Here is a 23,086-nt window from a genome sequence, read left to right on the forward strand (position 1 = left end):
GGTCAGGCTCCGGCGGGCGGCTGGGCGCGGTTGATCTCGGCCAGGTCGAGGGCGCGGTCGAACAGCGGCGCCAGGCTGCGGTCGTGGCTGACGAACAGCAGGCTGGCGCCGGCGGCGCGGCATTCGGCGAACAGCAGGTCGAGGAACGCGGCGCGGCTGTCGGCGTCGAGCGCCGAGGTCGGCTCGTCGGCGATCACCAGCTCGGGCTGGCCGATCAGCGCGCGGGCGGCGGCGACCCGCTGCTGCTGGCCGATCGACAGCTGGTCGGCGCGCCGGCCGTGCAGCGCGCGGCCCAGGCCGAGGCGTTCGAGCAGCTCGCTGGCGGCGGCGGCGACGCTGCCGTGGCGTGCCGTGGCCCGTGCTGCGCGGCGTGCCGAGAAGCGGCAGGGCAGCTCGACGTTGTCGCGCACGGCGAGGAACGGCAGCAGGTTGAACTGCTGGAAGATGTAGCCGCTGTGCTCGACGCGCAGGCGGTCGCGGGCGCCGGCGGAGAGCCGGCCCAGATCGTGGCCGAGCAGGCTGACCCGGCCGCGCTGCGCCACCTGCACGCCGCCGAGCAGGCCGAGCAGGGTGGTCTTGCCGCTGCCGCTCGGGCCCTTGAGGAACAGCCGCTCGCCGGCTTCGAGGCGAAAGTGCGTAATGTCCAGCAGCTCGGCCTGCCCGGGCCAGGCGAAGCCCAGGGCGTCGATCTCGATCAGGGCGCTCGCTGAGGTGTTCATCGGCAGGCTCCGCGGGTGCTGCTGGCCGGTGCGCTGCCGGCGCCGGCGGGCGGGCGCGGCGCTGCTGGCGCAGTCGCCAGGTCGTCGCGGTGCGCGGCGGAGACGACGGATGCGTCTGGGTACAGGATGTTCATGCCCGGCGGCTCAGAAGGCCAGTCGGCTGGCGGCGGCGCTCAGCTCGGCGCCGCGCTGGCCGGAAGGGCCGATCAGCTGCACCCGCAGCGTCTCGGTGGCGGGGAAGCGGGCGAACAGCCCGGCCAGCTCCAGGGCGTCGAGGCGTTCGGGCTGCGCGCAGACGAAGCGGTAGGCGGCCTTGACGTCGCTGTGCGCCGCGCCAGCCTGGTCGTGGTCGTGGTCGTGGTCGTGGTCGTGGTCGTGGTCGTGGTCGTGGTCGTGGTCGTGGTCGTGGTCGTGGTCGTGGTCGTGGGACTTCTCCGCGGCGGCGAGCAATGCGCCGTCCAGGTGCGTTTCGGCCAGGCTGCAGGCGGCGGCAGCCGGCAGGCCGAACAGGCGCTCGCCCTCGCCCAGCGCGGCGCGCACCGCGTTCACCCGCTGGCGCTGCGCGGCGCTGCGCGGGGTGTGCTCGAAGCCCAGCAGGTTGGCCGCCGGGCTGCGCCACTCCAGCAGCAGGTCCCGGCCGTCGACGGCCACGTCCAGTTCGGCGGCGCCGTGCTGGTGGCTGGCGAGGCTGGCATGGGCATGGCGGGTGTCGGCCTGGACGGCCAGCGGCGCGAGGGCGAGGGGCAGGGCGAGCAGCAGGGAACGCATGGGGACTCCGCGGACAGGATGATTTCGTTACCTTGTAACAAACAACCGCCGTCGCTGGCCAGTCCCGCCCGCCGCCTTGAGCGCCCGCAGCGGCCATGGGAGCATCGCCGGCCGATACGCGGTGTTCGCCGGATGCGCCGCGATTGTGCGCGGCGCAGGGCGTACCCTTGCCGCCGGCAGGCGAGCGCTGCGGGGCCTGACGAGGAGGACGACAATGCGAATTCATGGGCGGATCGGCGACTGGCCGGTGGACCTGACCCTGGAGCTGGACACGGGCGAGCTGGCGAGTCTGGCGGCCGCGATGCGCGGGGCGGCGGAGGTGGCGCCGGAAGCCGCGCCGCCGTTCGTCGAGGCGCCGCCGGCTCCGCGTGCGGACGCCGCACAGCGCCTCTGGGAGCTGGCCTGCGCGCTGCTGGCCGGCGCCGGGGCGATGGACGGGCCACAGCTGCTCGGCGAGCTGAGTGCGCTGGCCGGCGACGTGCAGGCCGGCAAGCGCCTGCTGGTGCGCCTGCGCCACAGCCCGCAGGTGCGGGTCGAAGCGGGGGCGCAGGCGCCGTGCTATCGCTGGATCGGCGCCGCGCCCGGGCCCTGAGCGGCCGGACGGAAACTCAGTAGAGCGCCTGGTACAGCTTGCGGCGGTAGGCGATCACCAGCGGGTGCTCGTTGCCGAGCAGGTCGAAGACCTGCACCAGGGTCTTGCGCGGCAGGTCGTCGCCGTAGGCGCGGTTGCGCATGAACAGGCGCAGCAGGCCGTCCAGCGCCGCCTCGTACTGCTGGCGGGCGAGCTGCTGGACGGCCAGCTGGTAGGCCGCCTCGTCGTCGCCGGCGTCCTGGGCCAGGCGGCTCTTCAGCTCGGCGGCTTCCGGCAGGTCGGCGGCCTGGCGCAGGAAGGTCAGCTGCGCGCGGGCGCCGGCCAGCGCCGACTTGTGTTCGTCGCCCTGCACCGCGTCGAGCACCAGCTGGGCCTCGCCCAGCTCGCCGCGCTCGGCCAGGCAGCGGGCGTAGAGGATCAGCGCAGCGCCGTTCTGGTTGTCCTCGGCGAGCAGTTGCTGGAGCAGCGCCTCGGCGGCGCCGGCCTGGCCGGCGGCGTACTGGGCGCGGGCCTCTTCGAGCAGGTCGGCCTGCGGCGCCGGCGGCTCGGCGACGTGGGGCTGGAGCAGGGCGCGGATTGCCGATTCGGGCTGCGCGCCGGCGAAGCCGTCGACCGGCTGGCCGTCCTTGAACAGCACCACGGTGGGCAGGCTGCGGATGCCGAAGCGCATCACGGTGTCCTGCTCGACGTCGCAGTTGACCTTGGCCAGCAGCAGCTCGCCCTGGTAGTCCTCGGCGATCTTCGCCAGCAGCGGCATCAGCGCCTTGCACGGCGCGCACCACTCGGCCCAGAAATCGACCAGCACCGGCTTGTGGAAGGAGTTCTCGATCACCAGCTGGTCGAAGCTGGCGTCGGTGACGTCGAAGATGTACGGGGTCGCGCTCATCGGATCTCTCGCAGCGGGCGCCGCCCAGGCGGCGCGGAACGGTAGGCGTGCATGGTATGTGGGGACGGCCGCGGCGGGAAGCAAGAGCGGCGCCGGCGTCACGGCGGCGCGGCGTGCCGCGGCGGCTGCAGGCTGGCGCGCAGCGGCCAGCGGCCCAGTTCGCGGTAGCGCACGCCGCGCGGCGTCGGCAGCGAGGCGTAGAGGGCGAAGGCCTCGACCGGCCAGGCGAAGTCCGGGTGGGCCTCGGCCGGGCGGGCGGCGGCATGGCGCAGCAGGCTCAGGTGCGGGTGCAGCGGCCGGCCGTCGCAGTCGACGCCGGCGGCCTGCAGGCGCTCGCGCAGCTGCGCGGCCAGCCGCTCCAGGGCCGCCGGCGGCGCGCTCGGCGCCAGCCAGAGCAGACCGTGACGCCCGGCGTCGAGGCGGTCGAGGTGCAGCACGAAGGGCGCCGCCTCGATCCCGGCGGCCAGGCGGCGCAGCTCGTCCAGCCGCGCGCGCGGCTGCTGGCCGAGGAAGACCAGGGTCAGGTGCAGGTGCTCCGCCGCCAGCGCCCGCCCGCCCAGGGCCAGGGCGTCGCGCCAGGCGCAGATCGCCGCGGCCGACTCGGGCGGACAGGGCAGGGCGAAGAACAGGCGCAGGGTGTCGTCGCGCATGGCGGGCTCGCAGCGGCGGGGCGTTCCTTCGAGTATCGACCCCGGATGTCCGGCGTGCCCGTCCGGCGGCTCAGGCGCGCCGGGCGTGGTACAGGCTGACCCGGCGGAACTCGTCGGGTTCGGCCAGATCCGGCCAGGTGCAGGCGTCCAGCACGGCCAGGCGGCGGTAGCGCGGATGCCGGAAGTCGCGCACCCGCGAGTCGGCGACCAGCGCCTCGCGCCCGCGCGACAGGAAAGCGTCGAGCAGCGGCAGGTTGGCGCGGTCGTAGAGCACGTCGGCGGCCAGGATCAGGTCGAAGCGCTCCGCTTCGGCGAAGAAGTCCGCCGAGTAGCCCAGCTCGACGCCGTTCAGCGCCGCGTTGGCGCGGCAGGCGGCCAGCGCCTGCGGGTCGAGGTCGCAGGCCACCACCTCGGCGGCGCCGGCCTGGGCGGCGGCGATGCCGGCCACGCCGCTGCCGGCGCCGAAGTCCAGCACCCGCTGGGCGCGCACCCGCTCGGGACGCTCGGCCAGCCAGCGCGCCAGGGCCAGGCCGCTGGCCCAGCAGAAGCACCAGTAGGGCGGCGCGTCGAGGATGCGCCGGGTTTCCTCGGCGTCGAAGGCGCGGTCCATGTTCTCGGCATCCAGCAGCCACAGGCGCAGGTCGGTCTGCGGCAGGCGGGTGGCGGCGAGGCGCGCATCGCCGAGCAGGGCGCGCAACGGGTCGAGCAGTTCGGCGGGCGGGGCGGGCATCGCGGACTCCGGGTGGGCAACGGGCGGGGGCAGTTAGGCGCATGGCGCGGAGTGGCCGGAAGGACGCCCGGATGCCGCCGCCGCGGGCCGCTCCCGGCGTGCCGACCCGGTCCGGCAGCCGCGCGGCGGCTTGCCTTGAAGGCACCATGGGTTACCATGCGCGGCCATTCTATCCCTCTGCCGGCCGAGCCATCATGCACTGTCCCTTCTGCGGCGCCCACGACACCAAGGTCATCGACTCGCGACTGGTCGCCGAGGGCCAGCAGGTGCGCCGGCGCCGCGAGTGCCTGGCCTGCCAGGAGCGCTTCACCACCTTCGAGACCGCCGAGCTGGTGATGCCGCGGCTGATCAAGTCCGACGGCGTGCGCCAGCCGTTCGACGAGGACAAGCTGCGCGCCGGCATGCAGCGCGCGCTGGAGAAACGCCCGGTGAGCGTCGAGCGCCTGGAGGAGGCCATCGCCCACATCAAGCACAAGCTGCGCGCCACCGGCGAGCGCGAGGTGCGCTCGCGGGTGGTCGGCGAGCTGGTGATGGACGAGCTGCGCCGCCTCGACGAGGTGGCCTACATCCGCTTCGCCTCGGTGTACCGGCATTTCCAGGACCTCGACCAGTTCCGCGAGGAAATCGAGCGCCTGTCCCGCGATCCCGCCAAGGGCTGATGCCATGCACGATTCCCTGCCGGCCTGCGACCAGGCCCACATGGCGCGCGCGCTGCGTTTGGCGCGGCGCGGCCTGTTCTCCACCCATCCCAACCCGCGCGTCGGCTGCGTGATCGTGGCGGCGGACGGCGAGATCGTCGGCGAAGGCTGGCATGTGCGCGCCGGCGAGCCGCACGCCGAGGTCCACGCGCTGCGCCAGGCCGGCGCGCGGGCGCGCGGCGCCACCGCCTACGTCACCCTCGAACCCTGCAGCCACCACGGCCGCACCCCGCCGTGCGCCGAGGCGCTGGTCGAGGCCGGGGTGGCGCGGGTGGTGGCCGCCATGCAGGACCCCAACCCGCAGGTCGCCGGGCGCGGCCTGCAGCGTCTGCGCGCGGCGGGCATCGCGGTGACCTGCGGGGTGCTGGAGGCCGAGGCCCGCGCGCTCAACGTCGGCTTCGTCAAGCGCATGGAGCAGGGCCTGCCCTATGTGCGGGTCAAGCTGGCGATGAGCCTGGACGGCCGCACCGCGATGGCCAGCGGCGAGAGCCAGTGGATCACCGGCCCGCAGGCCCGCGCCGCGGTGCAGCGCCTGCGCGCGCGTTCCAGCGTGGTGATCAGCGGTGCCGACACCGTGCTGTGCGACAACGCCCGGCTCACCGTGCGCCCCGACGAACTGGAGGTCGACGCCGAGCAGGCGGCGCTGGCCGCCGCGCGCCCGCCGCTGCGCGTGCTGGTCGACGGCCAGCTGCGCGTACCGCTGACGGCGGCGTTCTTCCGTGCCGGCCCGGCCATGGTGGCCTGCTGCGAGGACGACGGGCGCGGCGCCGACTACCAGGCGGGCGGCCATGTGCTGCTGCCCCTGCCGCGCGGCGACGGCCACGTCGACCTGCGCCTGCTGCTCGCCGAACTGGCCGCCGCCGGCGCCAACGAGGTGCTGGTCGAGGCCGGCCCGCGACTGGCCGGCGCCTTCGCCCGCGAAGGGCTGGTCGACGAGTACCGCATCTTCATGGCCCCGCAGCTGCTCGGCTCGACGGCCCGGCCGCTGCTCGACTGGCCGCTGGCGCAGATGAGCGAGGCGCCGCAGCTGGACATCCGCGAGATCCGCGCGGTGGGCCGCGACTGGCAGATCGTCGCCCGGCCGGTCTGAGCGTCGATCGCGGCCGGGATAATCCCGCGGATCTGGCAGTGCGTAGGGCGGGAAGACTCGCGCAGCGATCTTCCGCCACGGCGGCGATTTGGCAGGTGATCGCTGCGCGAGTTACCGGCCCCGCGTGCTCCGCGCGCCGCCCGGCCCTGTAGCCAGAGCCTTGGGCGATTGCCCCGATCCCCCATCCGGACGTGCTCCGGTGCGCGCAAAATGTGGTACAAAGTCCCGCGCGGCCGTCCGGCCGCGACGTTCTCAGGGCGGGGTGCAATTCCCCACCGGCGGTGATGGCGCGCAGCGCCCAGCCCGCGAGCGCCTGTCGCCTCCCCGGCGGCAGGGTCAGCAGATCCGGTGCGATTCCGGAGCCGACGGTCATAGTCCGGATGAGAGAGAGCGGGATGCATGCCACGGGGCGGCCCTACCGCGCCCGCGCTATCCCTATCTGTCCAGCGCCCTGTTTTTGACCAAAACAGGAGTTCGACCATGCGTCTTGTATTTATCCGTTGCGGAGGCCTTGCCTGATGTTCACCGGCATCATCGAAGCCATCGGCAGCATTCGCGCGATGACTCCCAAGGGGGGCGACGTGCGCGTCCACGTCGCCACCGGCAAGCTCGACCTGGCCGACGTCAAGCTCGGCGACAGCATCGCGGTCAACGGCATCTGCCTGACCGCGGTGGAGCTGCCCGGCGACGGCTTCTGGGCCGACGTCAGCCGCGAGACCCTGACCCGCACCGCCTTCGTCGACCTCAGGGTCGGCACCCGGGTCAACCTGGAGAAGGCCCTGACCCCGACCAGCCGCCTCGGCGGCCACCTGGTCAGCGGCCACGTCGACGGCGTCGGCGAGATCGTCGCGCGCGCCGATAACGCCCGCGCCATCCAGTTCCGCGTGCGCGCGCCGGCCGAGCTGGCCAAGTACATCGCCTTCAAGGGCTCGATCACCGTCGACGGCACCAGCCTCACCGTCAACGCGGTGGACGGCGCCGAGTTCGAGCTGACCATCGTCCCGCACACCCTGCAGGAAACCATCATGGCCGACTACCAGGCCGGGCGCCGGGTCAACCTCGAAGTCGACCTGCTGGCCCGCTACTTGGAGCGCCTGCTGCTCGGCGACAAGGCCGCCGAGCCGGCCGCCTCCGGGATCACCGCAAGCTTCCTCGCCGAACACGGCTACCTGAACAAGTGAGAACGCCCATGGCACTGAACACAATCGCCGAACTGGTCGAAGACATCCGCCAGGGCAAGATGGTCATCCTGATGGACGACGAGGACCGCGAGAACGAGGGCGACCTGATCATGGCCGCCGAATGCGTGCGCGCCGAGGACATCAACTTCATGGCCAAGCACGCCCGCGGGCTGATCTGCATGCCGATGGACCGCGCGCGCTGCGAGCGCCTCGGCCTGCCGTTGATGGTGCAGCGCAACGGCTCGGGCTTCGGCACCAAGTTCACCGTCTCCATCGAGGCCGCGGAAGGCGTCACCACCGGCATCTCCGCCGCCGACCGCGCGCGCACCGTGCAGGCCGCCGCCGCCCGTGAAGCCGTTGCCGCGGATATCGTCAGCCCCGGCCACATCTTCCCGCTGATGGCCCAGCCCGGCGGCGTGCTGGCGCGCGCCGGCCACACCGAGGCAGCCTGCGACCTGGCGCGGATGGCCGGCTTCCAGCCCAGCGGGGTGATCTGCGAGATCATGAACGACGACGGCAGCATGGCCCGTCGCCCGGAACTGGAGAAGTTCGCTGCCGAGCACGGCATCAAGATCGGCACCATCGCCGACCTGATCCACTACCGCCTGGTCCACGAACACACCGTCGAGCGCCTCTCCGAGCGCGCGCTGGACAGCGAGCTGGGCCAGTTCAAGCTGATCACCTACCGCGATCAGGTCGAGGGCCAGGTGCACCTGGCGCTGGTCAAGGGCGAGATCCACGCCGACGAGCCGACCCTGGTACGGGTGCACAACATGGACCCGCTGCGCGACCTCTTGTGCGTCAAGCGTCCGGGGCGCTGGAGCCTGCGCGCGGCGATGCAGACCGTCGCCGAGCAGGGCAGCGGCGTGGTGCTGCTGCTCAACCACGCGATCAGCGGCAACGAGCTGCTCGAGCTGGTCGAGCAGCAGCTCGGCGAGGCCAAGCCGGCCGAGCCGACCACCTACAGCACGGTCGGCGCCGGTTCGCAGATCCTCCGCGACCTGGGCGTGCGCAAGATGCGCCTGCTCAGCTCGCCGGTGAAGTTCAACGCGATATCCGGCTTCGATCTGGAAGTTGTAGAATACGTCACCTGCGAATAACCCCTTCCGCGAACCCGATCTCGGGACGCTGCGGCGTCCCCTGGCTCTTTATCTGGAATCCGTCATGACCCTGAAGACCATCGAAGGTACCTTCATCGCCCCCAAAGGCCGTTACGCCCTGGTGGTCGGCCGCTTCAACAGCTTCGTCGTCGAGAGCCTGGTACAGGGCGCCATCGACGCCCTGGTCCGTCACGGCGTCAGCGAGAGCGACCTGACCATCGTCCGCGCCCCGGGCGCCTTCGAGATCCCGCTGGTGGCGCAGAAGGTCGCCCAGCGCGGCGAGTTCGACGCCATCATCGCCCTCGGCGCGGTGATCCGCGGCGGCACTCCGCACTTCGAGTACGTCGCCGGCGAGTGCACCAAGGGCCTGGCCCAGGTGTCCCTGCAGTTCGGCGTGCCGGTCGCCTTCGGCGTGCTGACCGTCGACTCCATCGAGCAGGCCATCGAGCGCTCCGGCACCAAGGCCGGCAACAAGGGCGCCGAAGCCGCGCTGTCCGCCCTGGAAATGGTCAGCCTGCTGTCCCAGCTGGAGGCCAAGTGAGCGATCACGACAAGCCGGCAGCCAAGCCCGCCAAGCCGAACAAGATCGCCATGCGCCGCCAGGCCCGCAGCCTGGCCGTGCAGGCCCTGTACTCCTGGCACATGGCCGGGCAGGCGCTCAACGAGATCGAAGCGCAGTTCCGCACCGACAACGACTTCAGCGTCGTCGACGGTGCCTACTTCCACGAGATCCTGCACGGCGTGCCGCGCCTGAAGGCCGAGCTGGACGAGGCGGTGCAGCCCTGCCTGGACCGCCCGCTGGAGGAAGTCGATCCGGTCGAGCTGGCGATCCTGCGCCTGTCCGCCTACGAGCTGCGCAACCGCGTCGACGTGCCCTACCGGGTGGTGATCAACGAGGGCATCGAGCTGGCCAAGGTCTACGGCGCCACCGACGGCCACAAGTTCGTCAACGGCGTGCTGGACAAGCTGGCTCCGCGCCTGCGCGGCGCCGAAGTGCGCGCCCCGCGCAGCTGACCCCCGCGCCATGGCCGCGCTCGGCGAGTTCGCGCTGATCCGTCAGTACTTCGCCGCCGCGGCCTGCGCCGCGCCGCGCCCCGGCGTGGCGCTGGGCATCGGCGACGACTGCGCGCTGCTGCACCTGCCCCCCGGCGAGCGCCTGGCGGTGTCCACCGACACCCAGGTCGCCGGGGTGCATTTCCCCCACGATCCCGACCCCTTCCTGCTCGCCCAGCGCAGCCTGGCCGCCGCGGCCAGCGACCTCGCTGCGATGGGCGCCGCGCCGCTGGGTTTCACCCTGGCGCTGACCCTGCCGGCCGCCGAGCCGGCCTGGCTGGAGGCCTTCGCCCGCGGCCTCGACGTGATGGCGCGCGCCTGCCGGCTGTCGCTGATCGGCGGCGACACCACCCGTGGCCCGCTGAACATCAACGTCACTGTATTCGGCTCCCTGCCGGCCGGGCAGGCGCTGCTGCGCTCGGGCGCCCGGCCGGGCGACCTGCTGTGCATCGGCGGGCCGACCGGCGAGGCGGCCGCCGCGCTGCCGCTGGTGCTCGGCGCGCGCGCGGCGGTGGGTGCGGGCGACGCGCAGCTGCTGGCGCGCTACTGGACGCCGCAACCGCAGCTGGCTCTCGGCCAGGCGCTGCGCGGGCTGGCCAGCGCGGCGCTGGACGTCTCCGACGGCCTGCTCGCCGACTGCGGGCACATCGCCGCGGCCTCGGGCGTGCGCCTGGTCGTCGAGGCGCCGCGCCTGCCGCTGAGCGCCGCGCTGCGCGCGGCGGCCGGCGACCAGGCGCTGACGCTGGCGCTGAGCGGCGGCGACGACTACGTGCTGGCCTTCACCTTGGCGCCGCACGCGGTCAGCGCGCTGCAGGTCGCCGGCGTGCCCTTCCACATCGTCGGCCGGGTCGAGACGGGCAGCGGCGTGGCGCTGCACGACGGCGCCGGCCGCGACATCACCCCGGCCAGCAGCGGCTACCAGCACTTCGGAGGCGCCGATGGGCAAGCCTGAACGGCCGGACATCGCCCCGCCTTCGGTATGGCGCAACCCCTGGCACTTCGTCGCCTTCGGCTTCGGCAGCGGCGCGATCCGCCCGGCGCCGGGCACCTGGGGCACCCTGGCGGGACTGGCCTTCGTGCCGCTGCTGCAGGCGCTGCCGGCCTGGGGCTATCTGGCGGCGATCGTCCTCGGCGCGCTGTTCGGCTGCTGGCTGTGCGGCAAGGTGTCCCGCGATCTGGGCGTGCACGACCACGGCGGCATCGTCTGGGACGAGATCGTCGGCATCTGGATCGCCTGCTGGCTGGCGCCGCCCGGCTGGCCCTGGCTGCTGGCCGGCTTCGTGCTGTTCCGCGTGCTGGACATCCTCAAGCCCTGGCCGATCCGCTGGGTCGACCGCCACGTGCACGGCGGCACCGGGATCATGCTCGACGACCTGCTGGCCGGCGTCGGCGCCTGGGCGCTGTTGCAGCTCGGCGCGCGCTGGCTGGGCTGATCGCCGGCTTTCCGGCGATCCCTGCACGGTGCGCCGCGGGCTGTTAAGCTGGCCGCCTGCCCGATGTGGGCGAGACACAGTGAGGAAGTCGTCATGGACGTATCAGTAGACAACATGGTCGCCGTCTCCGTGGCCCTGGGCAATGCCCAGGTCAACGAGGAAAAGCAGGCCACCCTGCTGAAGAAGGCGCTGGACAATCAGGCCCAGCACGTTACCCAGCTGATCGACTCGGTGCCCAAGCTGGCCACCAGCGGCTCGGTCGGTACCCAGCTGCACGTGACCGCCTGATCCGCCGCGCCCGCGGGCGCGCGAGGATCGCCACGACGGCGCAGGGGGCAGCCCCTGCGCCGTCGTGCGTTGGGGCCGCGGTTGCGCGCCTTCGCCCGCCGGGCGCATAGTCGAAAGCCTGTCAGCGAACAGGATTGCCCATGACCGACGCCAGCCCCTCCTGCCCCCTCGACGGCGAACATCTGGCCCTGCGCCGGGTCGCCATCGACACCTACCGCGAGAACGTCGCCTACCTGCACCGCGACTGCCCGACCTACCGCGCCGAAGGCTTCCAGGCGCTGTCCAAGGTCGAGGTGCGCGCCAACGGCCGACGCATCCTCGCCAGCCTCAACGTAGTGGACGATCCGGGCATCGTCGCCTGCGGCGAGCTGGGCCTGTCCGAGGACGCCTTCGCCCAGCTCGGCGTCGCCAACGGCCACCCGGCGACCATTTCCCAGGCCGAACCGCCCTCGTCGATCCCCGCCCTGCACCGCAAGATCGCCGGCGAGCGGCTGGGCCGCGAGGACTTCCGCGCCATCGTCCGCGACATCGCCGAGCACCGCTACTCGAAGATCGAGCTGACCGCCTTCGTGGTCGCCACCAACCAGGGCGAGCTGGACCGCGAGGAGGTGTACTTCCTCACCGACGCCATGGTCGAGGTGGGCCGGCGCCTCGACTGGCGCGAGCAGCCGGTGGTCGACAAGCACTGCATCGGCGGCATTCCCGGCAACCGCACCTCGATGCTGGTGGTGCCGATCGTCGCCGCCCACGGCATGCTCTGCCCGAAGACCAGCTCGCGGGCGATCACCTCGCCGGCCGGCACCGCCGACACCATGGAGGTGCTGGCCAACGTCGAGCTGCCGTTCGAGCGCCTGGAGGAGATCGTCCGCGAGCACCGCGGCTGCCTGGCCTGGGGCGGCAGCAGCGAGCTGTCGCCGGCCGACGACGTGCTGATCGCCGTGGAGCGGCCGCTGTCGATCGATTCGCCCGGGCAGATGGTCGCCTCGATCCTGTCGAAGAAGGTCGCTGCCGGCTCCACCCACCTGGTGCTGGACATCCCGGTCGGGCCGACCGCCAAGGTGCGCTCGATGCCCGAGGCGCAGCGCCTGCGCAAGCTGTTCGAGTTCGTCGCCCGGCGCATCGGCCTGACCCTCGACGTGGTGATCACCGACGGCCGCCAGCCGGTGGGCGGCGGCATCGGCCCGGTGCTGGAGGCGCGCGACGTGATGCGCGTGCTGGAGAACGACCCGCGCGCGCCCAACGACCTGCGCCAGAAGGCCCTGCGCCTGGCCGGGCGGATGCTCGAATTCGACCCCGACGTGCGCGGCGGCGACGGCTACGCCATCGCCCGCGACATCCTCGACTCGGGCCGCGCGCTGGCCAAGATGCAGGCGCTGATCGCCGCCCAGGGCGGCAAGCCGTTCGACCCCAACGCCGCGGCGCTGGCGCCGCTGTCCTTCGAGGTCTGCGCCGAGCGGGGCGGCGTGGTGGTGGAGATCGACAACCTGCAGCTGGCGCGCATCGCCCGTCTGGCCGGCGCGCCCAAGGTGCAGGGCGCCGGGGTCGACCTGCTGCACAAGCTCGGCGAGCCGGTGGCGGCCGGCGCGGTGCTGTACCGCGTCCACGCCGCCTACCCGGCCGATCTGGAGTTCGCCCGCCAGGCCTGCGCGCGCAGCAGCGGCTTCGCCCTCGGCGACGCCGGGGAGCTGTCCCACCTGTTCGTGGAGTTCTGAACATGGCCGCGCAACTGCTGTATTTCGCCGACGAACGCGGCGCCGCGCTGCGCCTGGCCGCCGAGCTGGGGCTGCCGGCCGCGCCGGTCGAGCGCCACCGCTTCCCCGACGAGGAGCTGCGCCTGCGCCTGCCACTGGGCGAGGACGGGGCGCTGGCCGACACCCTGCTGCTGTACCGCAGCCTCGACCGTCCCAACGAGAAGCTGGTCGAGCTGCTGCTGGTGGCCGGCGAGGCGCGCCGCCTCGGCGCGCGGCGCCTGCTGCTGGTCGCGCCCTATCTGGCCTACATGCGCCAGGACATGGCCTTCCAGCCCGGCGAGGTGGTCAGCCAGAAAGTGGTCGGCAGCTTCCTCGCCGGGCTGTTCGACGGCGTGACCACCGTCGATCCGCACCTGCACCGCATCGCCACGCTGGACGAGGCGATCCCCCGTGGCGCGGCGATCAGCCTGTCCGGCGCGCCGCTGCTCGCCGGGCTGATCGCCGCGCGGATCGACAAGCCGCTGCTGGTCGGCCCGGACGCCGAGTCGCGGCAGTGGATCGAGGCAGCCGCCGCCGTCCACGGCTTCGACTACGGCGTGTGCCGCAAGGTGCGCCACGGCGACCGCGAGGTGGAAATCGCCCTGCCCGAACTCGACGTGCGCGGCCGCGCGGTGGTGCTGCTCGACGACGTGGCCAGCTCCGGGCGCACCCTGGCGCGCGCCGCCGAACTGCTGCTGGCCGCCGGCGCGGCCTCGGTGGATGTGGCGGTGACCCACGCGCTGTTCGCCCCCGGCGCCCTGGAGGCGATCCGCACCGCCGGGGTGGGCGAGGTCTGGAGCAGCGACTGCATCGCCCACCCGAGCAACGCCGTGGCGGTGGCGCCGCTGCTGGCCGCGGCGCTGCGCCCGCTGCTGCGCGAGGACTGAGGCCGCCGCGTCTTGCAGCCGCGCCGCAGGCCCGTGGGATGCGCAGGTTCTGGCGCCCCCGCCCGGCGCTCGGCGCATGCAGGGCGGGCCGCTCGCGCCGCGCCTGCCCGCCAGCGCGCGCCCGCGCTGGCGGAGCGCCGCACGAGTCTTCCGCCCTGTGCCTGCCCGGCAGCTCATGGCGCCTCCCGCCGGATGCGGGCGCGGGTCCGGGTCGGCAGGCAGGCCGGCGGGCGCCGGCCGGGGCGCGGCAGCTGTTAAACTGCGCGCCTTCCTTTCTTCCTGCCGGTTGTCCGCCATGACCTTCGCCTCCCTCGGCCTGATCGAGCCGCTGCTGCGCGCCCTCGACGCCCTCGACCACCAGACGCCCACGCCGATCCAGCAGCAGGCGATCCCCGCCGTGCTCAAGGGCCGCGATTTGCTGGCGGCGGCGCAGACCGGCACCGGCAAGACCGCCGGCTTCGCCCTGCCGCTGCTGCAGCGGCTGGTCAGCGAAGGCCCGCCGGTGGCGCCGAACTCGGTGCGCGCGCTGATCCTGGTGCCGACCCGCGAGCTGGCCGAGCAGGTCCACGCCAGCCTGCGCGCTTACGGCCAGTTCCTGCCGCTGCAGACCCTGGCGGCCTACGGCGGGGTGAGCATCAACCCGCAGATGATGAAGCTGCGCCGCGGCGTCGACGTGCTGGTGGCCACCCCCGGCCGGCTGCTCGACCTGTATCGGCAGAACGCGGTGAAGTTTTCCCAGCTGCAGACCCTGGTGCTCGACGAAGCCGATCGCATGCTCGACCTGGGCTTCGCCCGCGAACTCAACGAGCTGTTCGTGATCCTCCCGCAGCGCCGGCAGACCCTGCTGTTCTCGGCGACCTTCTCCGAGACCATCCGCGAGCTGGCCCGGGTGCTGCTGCGCGACCCGCTGTCGATCGAGGTGGCGCCGCGCAACAGCGCCGCGCAGACGGTCCGGCAGTGGCTGATTCCGGTGGACAAGAAGCGCAAGGGCGAGCTGTTCCTGCACCTGCTGGAGAGCCGCCGCTGGAGCCAGGTGCTGGTGTTCGCCAAGACCCGCAAGGGGGTCGAGCAACTGGTCGGCGAGCTGGCCGCGCGCGGCGTCAGTGCCGATGCGATCCACGGCGACAAGCCGCAGCCGGCGCGGCTGCGCGCCCTGGAGCGGTTCAAGGCCGGCGAGGTGCGCGTGCTGGTGGCCACCGACGTGGCGGCGCGCGGGCTGGACATCCACGACCTGCCGCAGGTGGTCAACTTCGACCTGCCGATCGTCGCCGAGGACTACGTGCACCGCATCGGCCGCACCGGCCGCGCCGGCGCCTCGGGCGAGGCGGTGTCGCTGGTCTGCGCCGACGAGGTGGAGCTGCTGGCGGCCATCGAGCAGCTGCTGCACAAGCTGCTGCCGCGCCACGACGAGCCGGACTTCGTCCCCGACCACCGGGTGCCGCAGACCACCATCGACGGTCAGGTGCTGAAGAAGCCGAAGAAACCCAAGAAGCCCAAGCCGGGCGGCGAGGCGCCGGGCAAGGCGCTGGGCCGCTGGGTGGACAGCAGCGCGCCGAAGGTCAAGGCGGTGCGCCAGGTGCCGAAGTTCTCCGCCGGCGCGGCGGGCAAGGGCGGCAAGCCGGCCGGGCGCGGCCGCTGAGGGTCCGCCGCGGGCGAGCGCCGCTGCGCCGGCGGCGCCCTGACCAGCCGCAGGGCACGGCCCGGCGCCTCGCGCGATTGCCCGGGCGGGCCGAATCCCCGCGCCAATCCGCCGGGCGCTGCTGCTACAATCGCCCGCCTTACCGATCCGCAGGAGTGTCCCGGTGTCCGTCGTCTTCGTCGCCGCCTCTAAGCTGCCCACCCCCTTTGGCGTGTTCACCATGCACGGCTTCCTCGACGAGGAAACCGGCAAGGAGCACGTGGCCCTGACCCTGGGCGATGTCGCCGACGGCGCGCCGGTACTCGGCCGTCTGCACTCCGAATGCCTGACCGGCGATGCGCTGTTCAGCCTGCGCTGCGACTGCGGCGCCCAGCTGGAAGCGGCGCTGGCGGCCATCGCCGCCGAGGGCCGCGGCGTGCTGCTCTACCTGCGCCAGGAGGGTCGCGGCATCGGCCTGCTCAACAAGATCCGCGCCTACGAGCTGCAGGACGCCGGCGCCGACACCGTGGAAGCCAACGAGCGCCTGGGCTTTTCCGCCGACCAGCGCGACTACGCGATGTGCCGGCCGATGCTCGACCATCTGGGCATCCGCGAGCTCAGGCTGATGACCAACAACCCGCGCAAGCTCAAGGCGCTGGAGGTCTACGGCATCCATCTGGCCGAGCGCGTGCCGCTGCACAGCGGGCTCAATCCGCACAACCGCCACTACCTGGCGACCAAGGCCGGCAAGCTCGGCCACCTGCTCGGCAACCTGCATCAGGCCGAAGACGAATGAGCGGCGCGCTGCTGCACCGCCCGGCCTTCGCCCGCCGCTGGTGGGCGCTGCTGGCGCTGAGCCTGCTGCCGTTGCTGCTGCTGGCGCTGTTCGGCCCGGCGCGCGGGCTGCTCGGCGACGACCTGCACATGCCGCTGTTCGTGGTCGCCCTGCTGGGCATGTTCGTCAGCCTACCGCTGTTCCGGCGCTACAAGCTGGCGCTGATCGCCTGCGCCCGCGCGCGCGGCAGCGCCGACGAGACGCCGGCCTGGCAGCGCCTCGCCGAGGCGCAGCGCAACGGCCTGCTCGGCGCCCTGCTGCCGGCCTGGCTGGCCGCGCTGGGACGCCTCGCCGGCCTGCACGGCGTGCCGGTGCTGCTGCTGGTGGCGGCCAGCCTGACCATCGCGATCCTCTACCGCCTGCCGCGCCAGCTCGACTGATGGCGCCGGGCGGTTGCGCCGCGCCGCGCCGGCCGGCGTTCCTGCTGCTGCTCGTTCTGCTCGTCGTTGTGCTGCCCGGCCTGCCGGCGCGGGCGGACGAGGGCGCGCGGCGGGTGGTGGCGCTGGCGCCCTCGCTGAGCGAGATCGTCGTCGAGCTGGGCGCCAGCGAGCGCCTGGTCGGCGTGCTCGACGGCGGCCCGCGTCCGCCGGGCCTGGAGCACCTGCCGTCCCTCGGCCGTCACGGCCAGCTCAATCTGGAGGTGCTGCTCAGCCTGCAGCCGGATCTGATCCTGCTCTGGCCGGACAGCGTCGGCCCGGCCATGCAGGCGCAGCTGCGCGGCCTGGGCATCGCGCTGATCGAGGCGCAGCCCCACAGCTTCGACGAACTGGCCGGGCAGCTCGCGCAGATCGGCGCGGCCCTCGGCCATCGCGACGCGGGCGAGCGGCTGGCCGAGCGCATGCGCGCCGGAGCGCGCTCGCTGGCGGCGCGCTATGCGCGCAGCGAACCGCTGGCGGTGTTCTATCAGGTCTGGGACCGGCCGATGTACACCCTCGGCGGGCGGCAGATCGTCAGCGACGCGCTGCGCCTGTGCGGGGCGCGCAACGTGTTCGCCGATCTGGCCCTGCCGGCGCCGCAGGTCGGCGTCGAGGCGGTGCTGGGGCGCGATCCGGCGGTGATCCTGGTCGGCACCCCGGCCCAGGCGCAAGGCTGGCAGGACTGGCCGCAGCTGCGTGCGGTGCGCAAGCGGCAGGTCTGGCTGGTGCCCGATCGCGGCCTGGAGCGGCCGAGCTTCCAGATGCTGGCGGCCACCGCCCGCTTGTGCGAGCTGCTGAGCCGGGCGCAGCCCTGAGGCGGCAATGGCTGCCCCCCAATGCAAGAGCCCCGACCGCAGGGTCGGGGCTCGATGCCGTCACTCGGTGACGTAGCGGCCGGGCGCCGCTTCCAGCGGCGGGTACTCGGCGCTGCCGCACGGCGCGGCCGGGCGGCGCTCGCCGGCATGCTGCTCCAGCCAGGCGAACCAGTCGCCCCACCAGCTGCCCGCATGCTGGGTGCTCTGCTCGCGCCAGGCGTCGGCGCTGTCCGGCACCTGGTCGCAGGTCCAGTACTGGCGCTTCTTCTTGGCCGGCGGGTTGATCACCCCGGCGATGTGTCCGGAGGCGCCCAGCACGAAGCGGCGCGGGCCCTTGAGCAGCGCGCCGCTGGCGTAGGCGCTGCGCCACGGCACGATGTGGTCTTCCTCGGCGGCCAGCACATAGGCCGGCGCCTGGACGTTGGCGAAGTCCAGCTTGACCCCGCAGCACTCCAGCTCGCCGGACTTGAGGTCGTTCTGCAGGTAGGTGTGGCGCAGGTACCAGCAGTACATCGGGCCGGGCAGGTTGGTGCTGTCGTTGTTCCAGAACAGCATGTCGAAGGGCCGCGGCTTCTCGCCCTTGAGGTACTTGTTGACGTTGTAGTTCCACCACAGGTCGTTGGGGCGCAGCTGCGAGAAGGTGTTGCCCATGTCCTCGCCGCGGAAGATGCCGTAGCGGCCGTTCAGCCCGCCGATGGTGCGCTCGCGGTAGTCGACCAGCTTCTCGTCGACGAACACCCCGACCGGGCCGGTGTCGGCGAAGTCGAGGAAGGTGGTCAGCAGGGTCACGCTGCCGATCTCGTGGTCGCCGCGCGCGCCGAGCACCGCCAGGGCGCAGCTGAGCAGGGTGCCGCCGACGCAGTAGCCCATGCAGTTGACCCGGCGCTCGCCGCTGATCGAGCGCACGGTGCGCAGGGCGGTGATGATGCCGTGCTGCAGGTAGTCGTCCCAGGTCTTGTGGGCGAGGCTTTCCTTGATGTTGCGCCAGGACATCAGGAACACCGAGTGGCCCTGTTCCAGGGCGTGGCGCACCAGCGAGTTGTCGGGCTTGAGGTCGAGGATGTAGAACTTGTTGATCGCCGGCGGGACGATCAGCAGCGGCCGCTGGAACTGGGTGTCGGTCTGCGGCGCGTAGTGGATCAGCTGGAACAGCTCGTTCTCGAACACCACCGCGCCCGGAGTGGTGGCCAGGTCGCGGCCGACCACGAAGTCGTCGCTGCTGCTCTGGCGCAGCTTGCCGTCCTTGAGGTCGTTGAGCAGGTGCAGCATGCCGTTGAACAGGCTGCTGCCGCCGCTTTCCACCATGCGCTGCAGGGCTTCGGGGTTGCTGGGCAGGAAGTTGCTCGGCGCGATGGCGGCCAGGGCCTGTTCGAGGAGGAAGTTCAGGCGCTGGCGCGAGCGCTCGTCGGGAATGCGCAGTTCTTCCACCAGCTGCAGGAGGAAGCGCGAATTGAGCAGGTAGCCGGCGGCCATCGAGCCGAACAGCGGCTCCTGCCATTGCGGCGCGGCGAAGCGCGGGTCGTCGAGGGGCAGCGGCTGGCGGGTCAGCAGCTGCAGGCCGAGGTTCGACCATTCCTGCTGGTAGTCAAGCTGCAGCTGGTTGAGGCGCTCCTGGGGCACCTCGAACCAGGGCGCGATGTCCGTCTCGCTGAACCAGGGGTTGGCGGCGACCCACAGGCGCAGCTGCTGCAGGGTCATGTGGGCGAGGAAGGGCGTTTGAGCCGACCAGAAACCGGAGAGGGCCGGGTTTGGATCCATGGCGATCATTCCTGGATGAGGGGGATTGAAAAACGGGCAGGGCGGCCGGGCCGCCCTGCGGGGAACATCGTTCGGTGCGCCAATGATCTCAGCGTGCGATGGCCAAAGCCACCCCCTGACCGCCGCCGATGCACAGGGTCGCCAGTCCCTTGCGCGCGCCGCTGCGCTGCATTTCGTGCAGCAGGCTGACCAGGATGCGGCAGCCGGAGGCGCCGATCGGGTGGCCGAGGGCGATGGCGCCGCCGTTGACGTTGACCCGTTCGGCGTCCCAGCCCAGCGCCTGGCCGACCGCCAGGGCCTGGGCGGCGAAGGCCTCGTTGGCCTCGATACGCTCGACTTCGGCGAGCTGCCAGCCGGCCTTGTCCAGGCAGCGGCGGGTGGCGTCCACCGGGCCGATGCCCATGATCGCCGGGTCGACCCCGGCGCTGGCCGCCGCGGCGATGCGCCCGAGCACCGGCAGGCCGAGGGCCGCGGCCTTGTCGGCGCTCATCAGCAGCACCGCGGCGGCGCCGTCGTTGAGGGTCGAGGCGTTGCCGGCGGTGACCGTGCCGTCCTTCTTGAACGCCGGGCGCAGCTTGGCCAGGGACTCCAGGGTGGTTTCGCCGCGCGGCTGTTCGTCGCGGGCGAACACCAGCGGTTCGCCCTTCTTCTGCGCGATGCTCACCGGGGCGATCTCGGCCTCGAAGCGCCCGGCGGCGATGGCGGCCAGCGCCTTCTGCTGCGAGGCGGCGGCGAAGGCGTCCTGCGCGTCGCGGGAGATGCCGTACTGCTCGGCGAGGTTCTCCGCGGTGATGCCCATGTGGTAGTCGTTGAAGGCGTCCCACAGGCCGTCGGCGATCAGGCTGTCGAGCACCTGGCCGTGGCCCAGACGCAGGCCGGTGCGCGCGGCGGGCAGCAGGTAGGGCGCCTGGCTCATGCTTTCCTGGCCGCCGGCGATGACGATCTCGGCGTCGCCGCAGGCGATGGCCTGGGCGCCGAGCTGGACGCTCTTGAGGCCGGAGCCGCAGACCTTGTTGACGGTCATCGCCGGCACGGTGTGCGGCAGACCGGCGCGCATCGCCGCCTGGCGGGCGGGGTTCTGCCCGCAGCCGGCGGTCAGTACCTGGCCGAGGATCACCTCGTCCACCTCGGCGCCGTTCAGGCCGCTCTGCTCCAGCAGGCGGCGGATCACCGCCGCGCCGAGGTCGGCGGCGCTCAGGCTGGCCAGGCTGCCCTGGAAGGCGCCGATGGCGGTACGGGTTGCAGCGACGATGACGACATCTTTCATCATGGAGCTCCGGACTCTGGAAGTTCAGGGAGGGGCGGGCACGGCGCCTGCCGTGCCCGCCGGAGGGTTACTGCATGTTCAAGCCGCCGTTGACCGAGAAGTCGGCGCCGGTGGCGTAGGCGGCATCGTCGGAAGCCAGCCAGGCGATCATCGCGGCGATCTCGGCCGGCTTGCCCAGGCGGCCGGCGGGAATGCCGGCGACGATGTTCTCGAGGATCTCCGGGCGGATCACCGCGGTCATGTCGGTCTCGATGTAGCCGGGGGAGAGGGTGTTGACGGTCACGCCCTTGCCGGCCACCTCGCGGGCCAGGGCCATGGTGAAGCCGTGGATGCCGGCCTTGGCCGCCGAGTAGTTGGTCTGCCCGAACTGGCCGCGCTGGCCGTTCACCGAAGAGATGTTGATGATCCGCCCCCAGCCCTGGGCCAGCATGTCCTCGACCACCTGCTTGGTGGCGTTGAACAGGCCGGTGAGGTTGGTGTCGATCACCGCGTGCCAGTTTTCCGGAGTCATCTTGCGGAAGCTGGCGTCGCGGGTGATGCCGGCGTTGTTGACCAGCACGTCGATCGGGCCGAGCTGCTCGCGGATCGCGGCGAAGGCGGCGCGGGTGCTTTCCCAGTCGGTGACGTCGTGTTCGCAGGTGTGGAAGTCGAAGCCCAGGTCGCGCTGCTGGGCCAGCCAGCTGTCGCGGCGCGAGGAGTTCGGGGTGCAGCCGACCACCACGATGAAACCGTCCTTGGCCAGACGCTGACTGATGGCGGTGCCGATGCCGCCCATGCCGCCGGTGACCAGTGCGATGCGTTGCTTGCTCATGTGCATTCCTCGTTCTTCTGTTTTTCTCGTGCCGCGCTGCCGTGTTCCTGGCCGTGCGTGCCTCCGGTGCCGGGATGCGGCGGCGGCGTCGATGGCGATGCATGTCGTCCATGCAGCTTGCCCTCGCCCGATCATCATGCGGGGCATAGATGACAGCTTGAGGGAAGCGCGGCGGATTGTAGTGGTGCCGGCCGGCCGGGGTATTGTCCCGGCTCACGCTTACCGCGTTTCGCCTTGCATCGCCCGTGCCGCTCTGCAATGGTGGCGGCGGAAATCTGCCGGGCGCGCCGTCGCCGGACGCCGGATCGGTTGTGCAAGTCCGGTGCCATGTGACTGTCGTGTGAAGTTTTTGCGGTGCGGTAAAATCGCCTTGCAGATTTCATTTTGCAGTGCAACAATTCACTTGCAGATCGAGCCGAGACAGCGCCTCAGGACAGTCGGGTTCGAATTGCAGGTTCGATACGACCCCCGCTCTCGTCAGGAGATTCGAGCATGTCCTTCTTTGATGCTGAAAAGATGCAATCCATTCAGACCGCCAACCTGGAGCTGCTGCAGCAGATGAACGGCAAGATGTTCGAGGGTATCGAGCACCTCGCCCAGCTGCAGCTCAAGGCCCTGCGCGCCCTGTCCGAAGACCAGTTCGAGGCCTGCCGCCAACTGCTCAACACCCGCGATCCGCAGTCGCTGTTCCAGCTGCAGGGCGCCTTCGTGCAGCCGATGAGCCAGGCCGAACGCCTGCTCGAATTCAACCGCAAGATCTATGACCTGCTGTCCAGCACCCAGGCCGAAGTGGCCAAGCTGGGCGAGAAGCAGGTAGCGGTCGGTGCCAAGCAGGTGCAGGAAGCCCTGGAAACCATCAGCAGCAACGCTCCGGCCAGCGCCGAGCCGGCGGTCGCCGTGCTGAAGTCGGCTATCGAAAGCGCCGGCAGCGTGCTGGAAAGCGCGCAGAAAGTCGCCAAGCAGGCCGCCGAAATGGCCGAGAGCAGCATCGCCGCCGCCGCCAATGCTGCGACCCAGGCCGCGACCCAGGCTGCCGCGCAAGCCACCCAGGCTACTCAGGCCGCGACCCAGGCCGCCACCCAAGCGACCCAGGCTGCCACCCAGGCCGCCCGCAACGCGAGCAAGGCCGCCAGCAAGTAACCGATCATGTGCCGGCGCTCGACTCGTTGAGCGTCACTGGCGACGGTGGATCACTGATCCCCGTCGCCTTTTTTATTTGCGCCCGGGCGGGCGCCGAACAGGCCGAACATGTTCTGGGTGCTCAGGTAGAGCTTCTTCGACTGCTCCAGATACTGCTGCATGAGGTTCTGCATCACCGGCATCTGGCTGCGCAGGAAGTCGTTCCAGGCCTGGGTCGACTGCTCGCCGGTCTGCTTCTGCACCTCGATCACCGCCTGGATGCTCTTGTCCAGATAGCTGCCGAGCATGCCCTGGAAGGGGCCGTAGAAACGGATGATGCTCTGCAACATTTCGCTGGAGAAGATCGGCTCGCCGTCGCGCTCGGCCTCCTGGATGATCTGCAGGAGGATGCTGCGGGTCAGGTCCTCGCCGCTCTTGGCGTCCACCACCTGGAAGGGCGTTTCGTCGATCACCAGCTGGCGGATGTCGGCCAGGGTCACATGGCTGCTGGTGTGGGTGTCGTACAGGCGACGGTTGGGATACTTCTTGATCAGGCGAACGTCGCTGCGGACGGTATCGGACATGCGGGCCTCGCGGCAGGGGAGTGGTGATGCGGGCATGGTAGCCCAAAGCCGCGGGGCT

At 71.8% G+C, this 23,086-nt stretch carries 26 protein-coding genes and 1 riboswitch; of the genes, 17 read left to right on the top strand and 9 right to left on the bottom strand.

Annotation, left to right across the window (positions count from 1 at the left end):
- Positions 1-2: 2 nt before the first annotated feature.
- A complete protein-coding gene (locus BLU22_RS06700; RefSeq protein ID WP_090213087.1) occupies positions 3-719 on the bottom strand; it encodes an ABC transporter ATP-binding protein in 717 nt (238 codons plus the stop codon).
- Positions 720-863: 144 nt separating this feature from the next.
- Positions 864-1,487 carry a DUF2796 domain-containing protein gene (locus BLU22_RS06705; RefSeq protein ID WP_090213088.1) on the bottom strand — a complete coding sequence of 208 codons (624 nt, stop codon included), beginning with the start codon at positions 1,485-1,487 and terminating at the stop codon, positions 864-866.
- Between the two features lie 214 nt (positions 1,488-1,701).
- On the opposite strand from BLU22_RS06705, the gene BLU22_RS06710 reads away from it, so the two are divergent.
- Positions 1,702-2,079 carry a hypothetical protein gene (locus BLU22_RS06710; protein ID WP_090213090.1) on the top strand — a complete coding sequence of 126 codons (378 nt, stop codon included), beginning with the start codon at positions 1,702-1,704 and terminating at the stop codon, positions 2,077-2,079.
- Between the two features lie 16 nt (positions 2,080-2,095).
- Here BLU22_RS06710 and trxA read toward each other — a convergent pair whose 3' ends face one another.
- The 3 genes from trxA to BLU22_RS06725 form a co-directional block, all read right to left on the bottom strand.
- Positions 2,096-2,965, bottom strand: a complete 870-nt coding sequence (trxA, locus tag BLU22_RS06715; RefSeq protein WP_090213092.1) for a thioredoxin — start codon at positions 2,963-2,965, stop codon at positions 2,096-2,098.
- Positions 2,966-3,063: 98 nt separating this feature from the next.
- A complete protein-coding gene (thpR, locus tag BLU22_RS06720; RefSeq protein WP_090213093.1) occupies positions 3,064-3,615 on the bottom strand; it encodes an RNA 2',3'-cyclic phosphodiesterase in 552 nt (183 codons plus the stop codon).
- Between the two features lie 70 nt (positions 3,616-3,685).
- Entirely contained in the window at positions 3,686-4,345 is a 660-nt protein-coding gene (locus BLU22_RS06725) for a class I SAM-dependent methyltransferase (RefSeq protein WP_090213095.1), read from the bottom strand.
- A gap of 194 nt (positions 4,346-4,539) precedes the next feature.
- Between BLU22_RS06725 and nrdR the strand changes: the two genes are divergently transcribed.
- The 15 genes from nrdR (at position 4,540) to BLU22_RS06800 (ending at position 17,489) form a co-directional block, all read left to right on the top strand.
- The gene (gene nrdR, locus BLU22_RS06730) at positions 4,540-5,004 is read left to right on the top strand and encodes a transcriptional regulator NrdR (protein WP_090213096.1); all 465 of its coding nucleotides are present in this window, start codon (positions 4,540-4,542) and stop codon (positions 5,002-5,004) included.
- A gap of 4 nt (positions 5,005-5,008) precedes the next feature.
- The gene (gene ribD, locus BLU22_RS06735; RefSeq protein WP_090213098.1) at positions 5,009-6,133 is read left to right on the top strand and encodes a bifunctional diaminohydroxyphosphoribosylaminopyrimidine deaminase/5-amino-6-(5-phosphoribosylamino)uracil reductase RibD; all 1,125 of its coding nucleotides are present in this window, start codon (positions 5,009-5,011) and stop codon (positions 6,131-6,133) included.
- Between the two features lie 244 nt (positions 6,134-6,377).
- Positions 6,378-6,529, top strand: a riboswitch (FMN riboswitch).
- Positions 6,530-6,651: 122 nt separating this feature from the next.
- Positions 6,652-7,314: a riboflavin synthase gene (locus BLU22_RS06740; RefSeq protein WP_090213099.1), complete on the top strand. Its 663-nt coding sequence runs from the start codon at positions 6,652-6,654 to the stop codon at positions 7,312-7,314.
- Positions 7,315-7,322: 8 nt separating this feature from the next.
- Complete coding sequence (ribBA, locus tag BLU22_RS06745; protein WP_090213101.1) at positions 7,323-8,414, top strand: bifunctional 3,4-dihydroxy-2-butanone-4-phosphate synthase/GTP cyclohydrolase II; 1,092 nt, start codon at positions 7,323-7,325, stop codon at positions 8,412-8,414.
- A 64-nt stretch (positions 8,415-8,478) separates the two neighbouring features.
- A complete protein-coding gene (ribH, locus tag BLU22_RS06750; RefSeq protein ID WP_090213103.1) occupies positions 8,479-8,955 on the top strand; it encodes a 6,7-dimethyl-8-ribityllumazine synthase in 477 nt (158 codons plus the stop codon).
- 50 nt (positions 8,956-9,005) lie between these two features.
- Positions 9,006-9,428 carry a transcription antitermination factor NusB gene (gene nusB, locus BLU22_RS06755; protein WP_394327550.1) on the top strand — a complete coding sequence of 141 codons (423 nt, stop codon included), beginning with the start codon at positions 9,006-9,008 and terminating at the stop codon, positions 9,426-9,428.
- Between the two features lie 10 nt (positions 9,429-9,438).
- On the top strand, positions 9,439-10,419 hold the full coding sequence (gene thiL, locus BLU22_RS06760; protein ID WP_090213106.1) for a thiamine-phosphate kinase: 981 nt from the start codon (positions 9,439-9,441) through the stop codon (positions 10,417-10,419).
- Complete coding sequence (locus BLU22_RS06765; RefSeq protein ID WP_090213108.1) at positions 10,406-10,900, top strand: phosphatidylglycerophosphatase A family protein; 495 nt, start codon at positions 10,406-10,408, stop codon at positions 10,898-10,900. Before thiL ends, BLU22_RS06765 begins: the two co-directional genes overlap by 14 nt.
- A gap of 93 nt (positions 10,901-10,993) precedes the next feature.
- On the top strand, positions 10,994-11,188 hold the full coding sequence (locus tag BLU22_RS06770; protein WP_090213110.1) for a putative motility protein: 195 nt from the start codon (positions 10,994-10,996) through the stop codon (positions 11,186-11,188).
- A gap of 140 nt (positions 11,189-11,328) precedes the next feature.
- Positions 11,329-12,900: a thymidine phosphorylase family protein gene (locus tag BLU22_RS06775; protein ID WP_090213112.1), complete on the top strand. Its 1,572-nt coding sequence runs from the start codon at positions 11,329-11,331 to the stop codon at positions 12,898-12,900.
- Positions 12,901-12,902: 2 nt separating this feature from the next.
- On the top strand, positions 12,903-13,805 hold the full coding sequence (locus BLU22_RS06780; protein WP_090213113.1) for a ribose-phosphate diphosphokinase: 903 nt from the start codon (positions 12,903-12,905) through the stop codon (positions 13,803-13,805).
- Between the two features lie 295 nt (positions 13,806-14,100).
- Positions 14,101-15,444: a DEAD/DEAH box helicase gene (locus BLU22_RS06785; protein WP_090213114.1), complete on the top strand. Its 1,344-nt coding sequence runs from the start codon at positions 14,101-14,103 to the stop codon at positions 15,442-15,444.
- Between the two features lie 163 nt (positions 15,445-15,607).
- The gene (gene ribA / locus BLU22_RS06790) at positions 15,608-16,219 is read left to right on the top strand and encodes a GTP cyclohydrolase II (RefSeq protein WP_090213116.1); all 612 of its coding nucleotides are present in this window, start codon (positions 15,608-15,610) and stop codon (positions 16,217-16,219) included.
- Complete coding sequence (locus BLU22_RS06795; RefSeq protein WP_090213117.1) at positions 16,216-16,638, top strand: hypothetical protein; 423 nt, start codon at positions 16,216-16,218, stop codon at positions 16,636-16,638. Before ribA ends, BLU22_RS06795 begins: the two co-directional genes overlap by 4 nt.
- Positions 16,638-17,489 (top strand): cobalamin-binding protein, encoded by an 852-nt coding sequence (locus BLU22_RS06800; protein WP_090213119.1) that lies wholly within the window; start codon positions 16,638-16,640, stop codon positions 17,487-17,489. Before BLU22_RS06795 ends, BLU22_RS06800 begins: the two co-directional genes overlap by 1 nt.
- 60 nt (positions 17,490-17,549) lie before the next feature.
- On the opposite strand, the gene phaC is transcribed toward BLU22_RS06800, so the two are convergent.
- From phaC to phbB, 3 genes are all read right to left on the bottom strand, one after another.
- On the bottom strand, positions 17,550-19,247 hold the full coding sequence (gene phaC, locus BLU22_RS06805) for a class I poly(R)-hydroxyalkanoic acid synthase (protein ID WP_090213121.1): 1,698 nt from the start codon (positions 19,245-19,247) through the stop codon (positions 17,550-17,552).
- Between the two features lie 88 nt (positions 19,248-19,335).
- A complete protein-coding gene (locus tag BLU22_RS06810; RefSeq protein WP_090213122.1) occupies positions 19,336-20,514 on the bottom strand; it encodes an acetyl-CoA C-acetyltransferase in 1,179 nt (392 codons plus the stop codon).
- A 67-nt stretch (positions 20,515-20,581) separates the two neighbouring features.
- A complete protein-coding gene (gene phbB / locus BLU22_RS06815; protein ID WP_090213124.1) occupies positions 20,582-21,325 on the bottom strand; it encodes an acetoacetyl-CoA reductase in 744 nt (247 codons plus the stop codon).
- Positions 21,326-21,817: 492 nt separating this feature from the next.
- Between phbB and phaP the strand changes: the two genes are divergently transcribed.
- Complete coding sequence (gene phaP, locus BLU22_RS06820; RefSeq protein ID WP_090213126.1) at positions 21,818-22,465, top strand: TIGR01841 family phasin; 648 nt, start codon at positions 21,818-21,820, stop codon at positions 22,463-22,465.
- A 50-nt stretch (positions 22,466-22,515) separates the two neighbouring features.
- Here phaP and phaR read toward each other — a convergent pair whose 3' ends face one another.
- The gene (gene phaR / locus BLU22_RS06825; protein ID WP_090213128.1) at positions 22,516-23,028 is read right to left on the bottom strand and encodes a polyhydroxyalkanoate synthesis repressor PhaR; all 513 of its coding nucleotides are present in this window, start codon (positions 23,026-23,028) and stop codon (positions 22,516-22,518) included.
- Positions 23,029-23,086: the final 58 nt, after the last annotated feature.

Source organism: Pseudomonas guangdongensis (assembly GCF_900105885.1).
Taxonomy (GTDB): Bacteria; Pseudomonadota; Gammaproteobacteria; order Pseudomonadales; family Pseudomonadaceae; genus Geopseudomonas; species Geopseudomonas guangdongensis.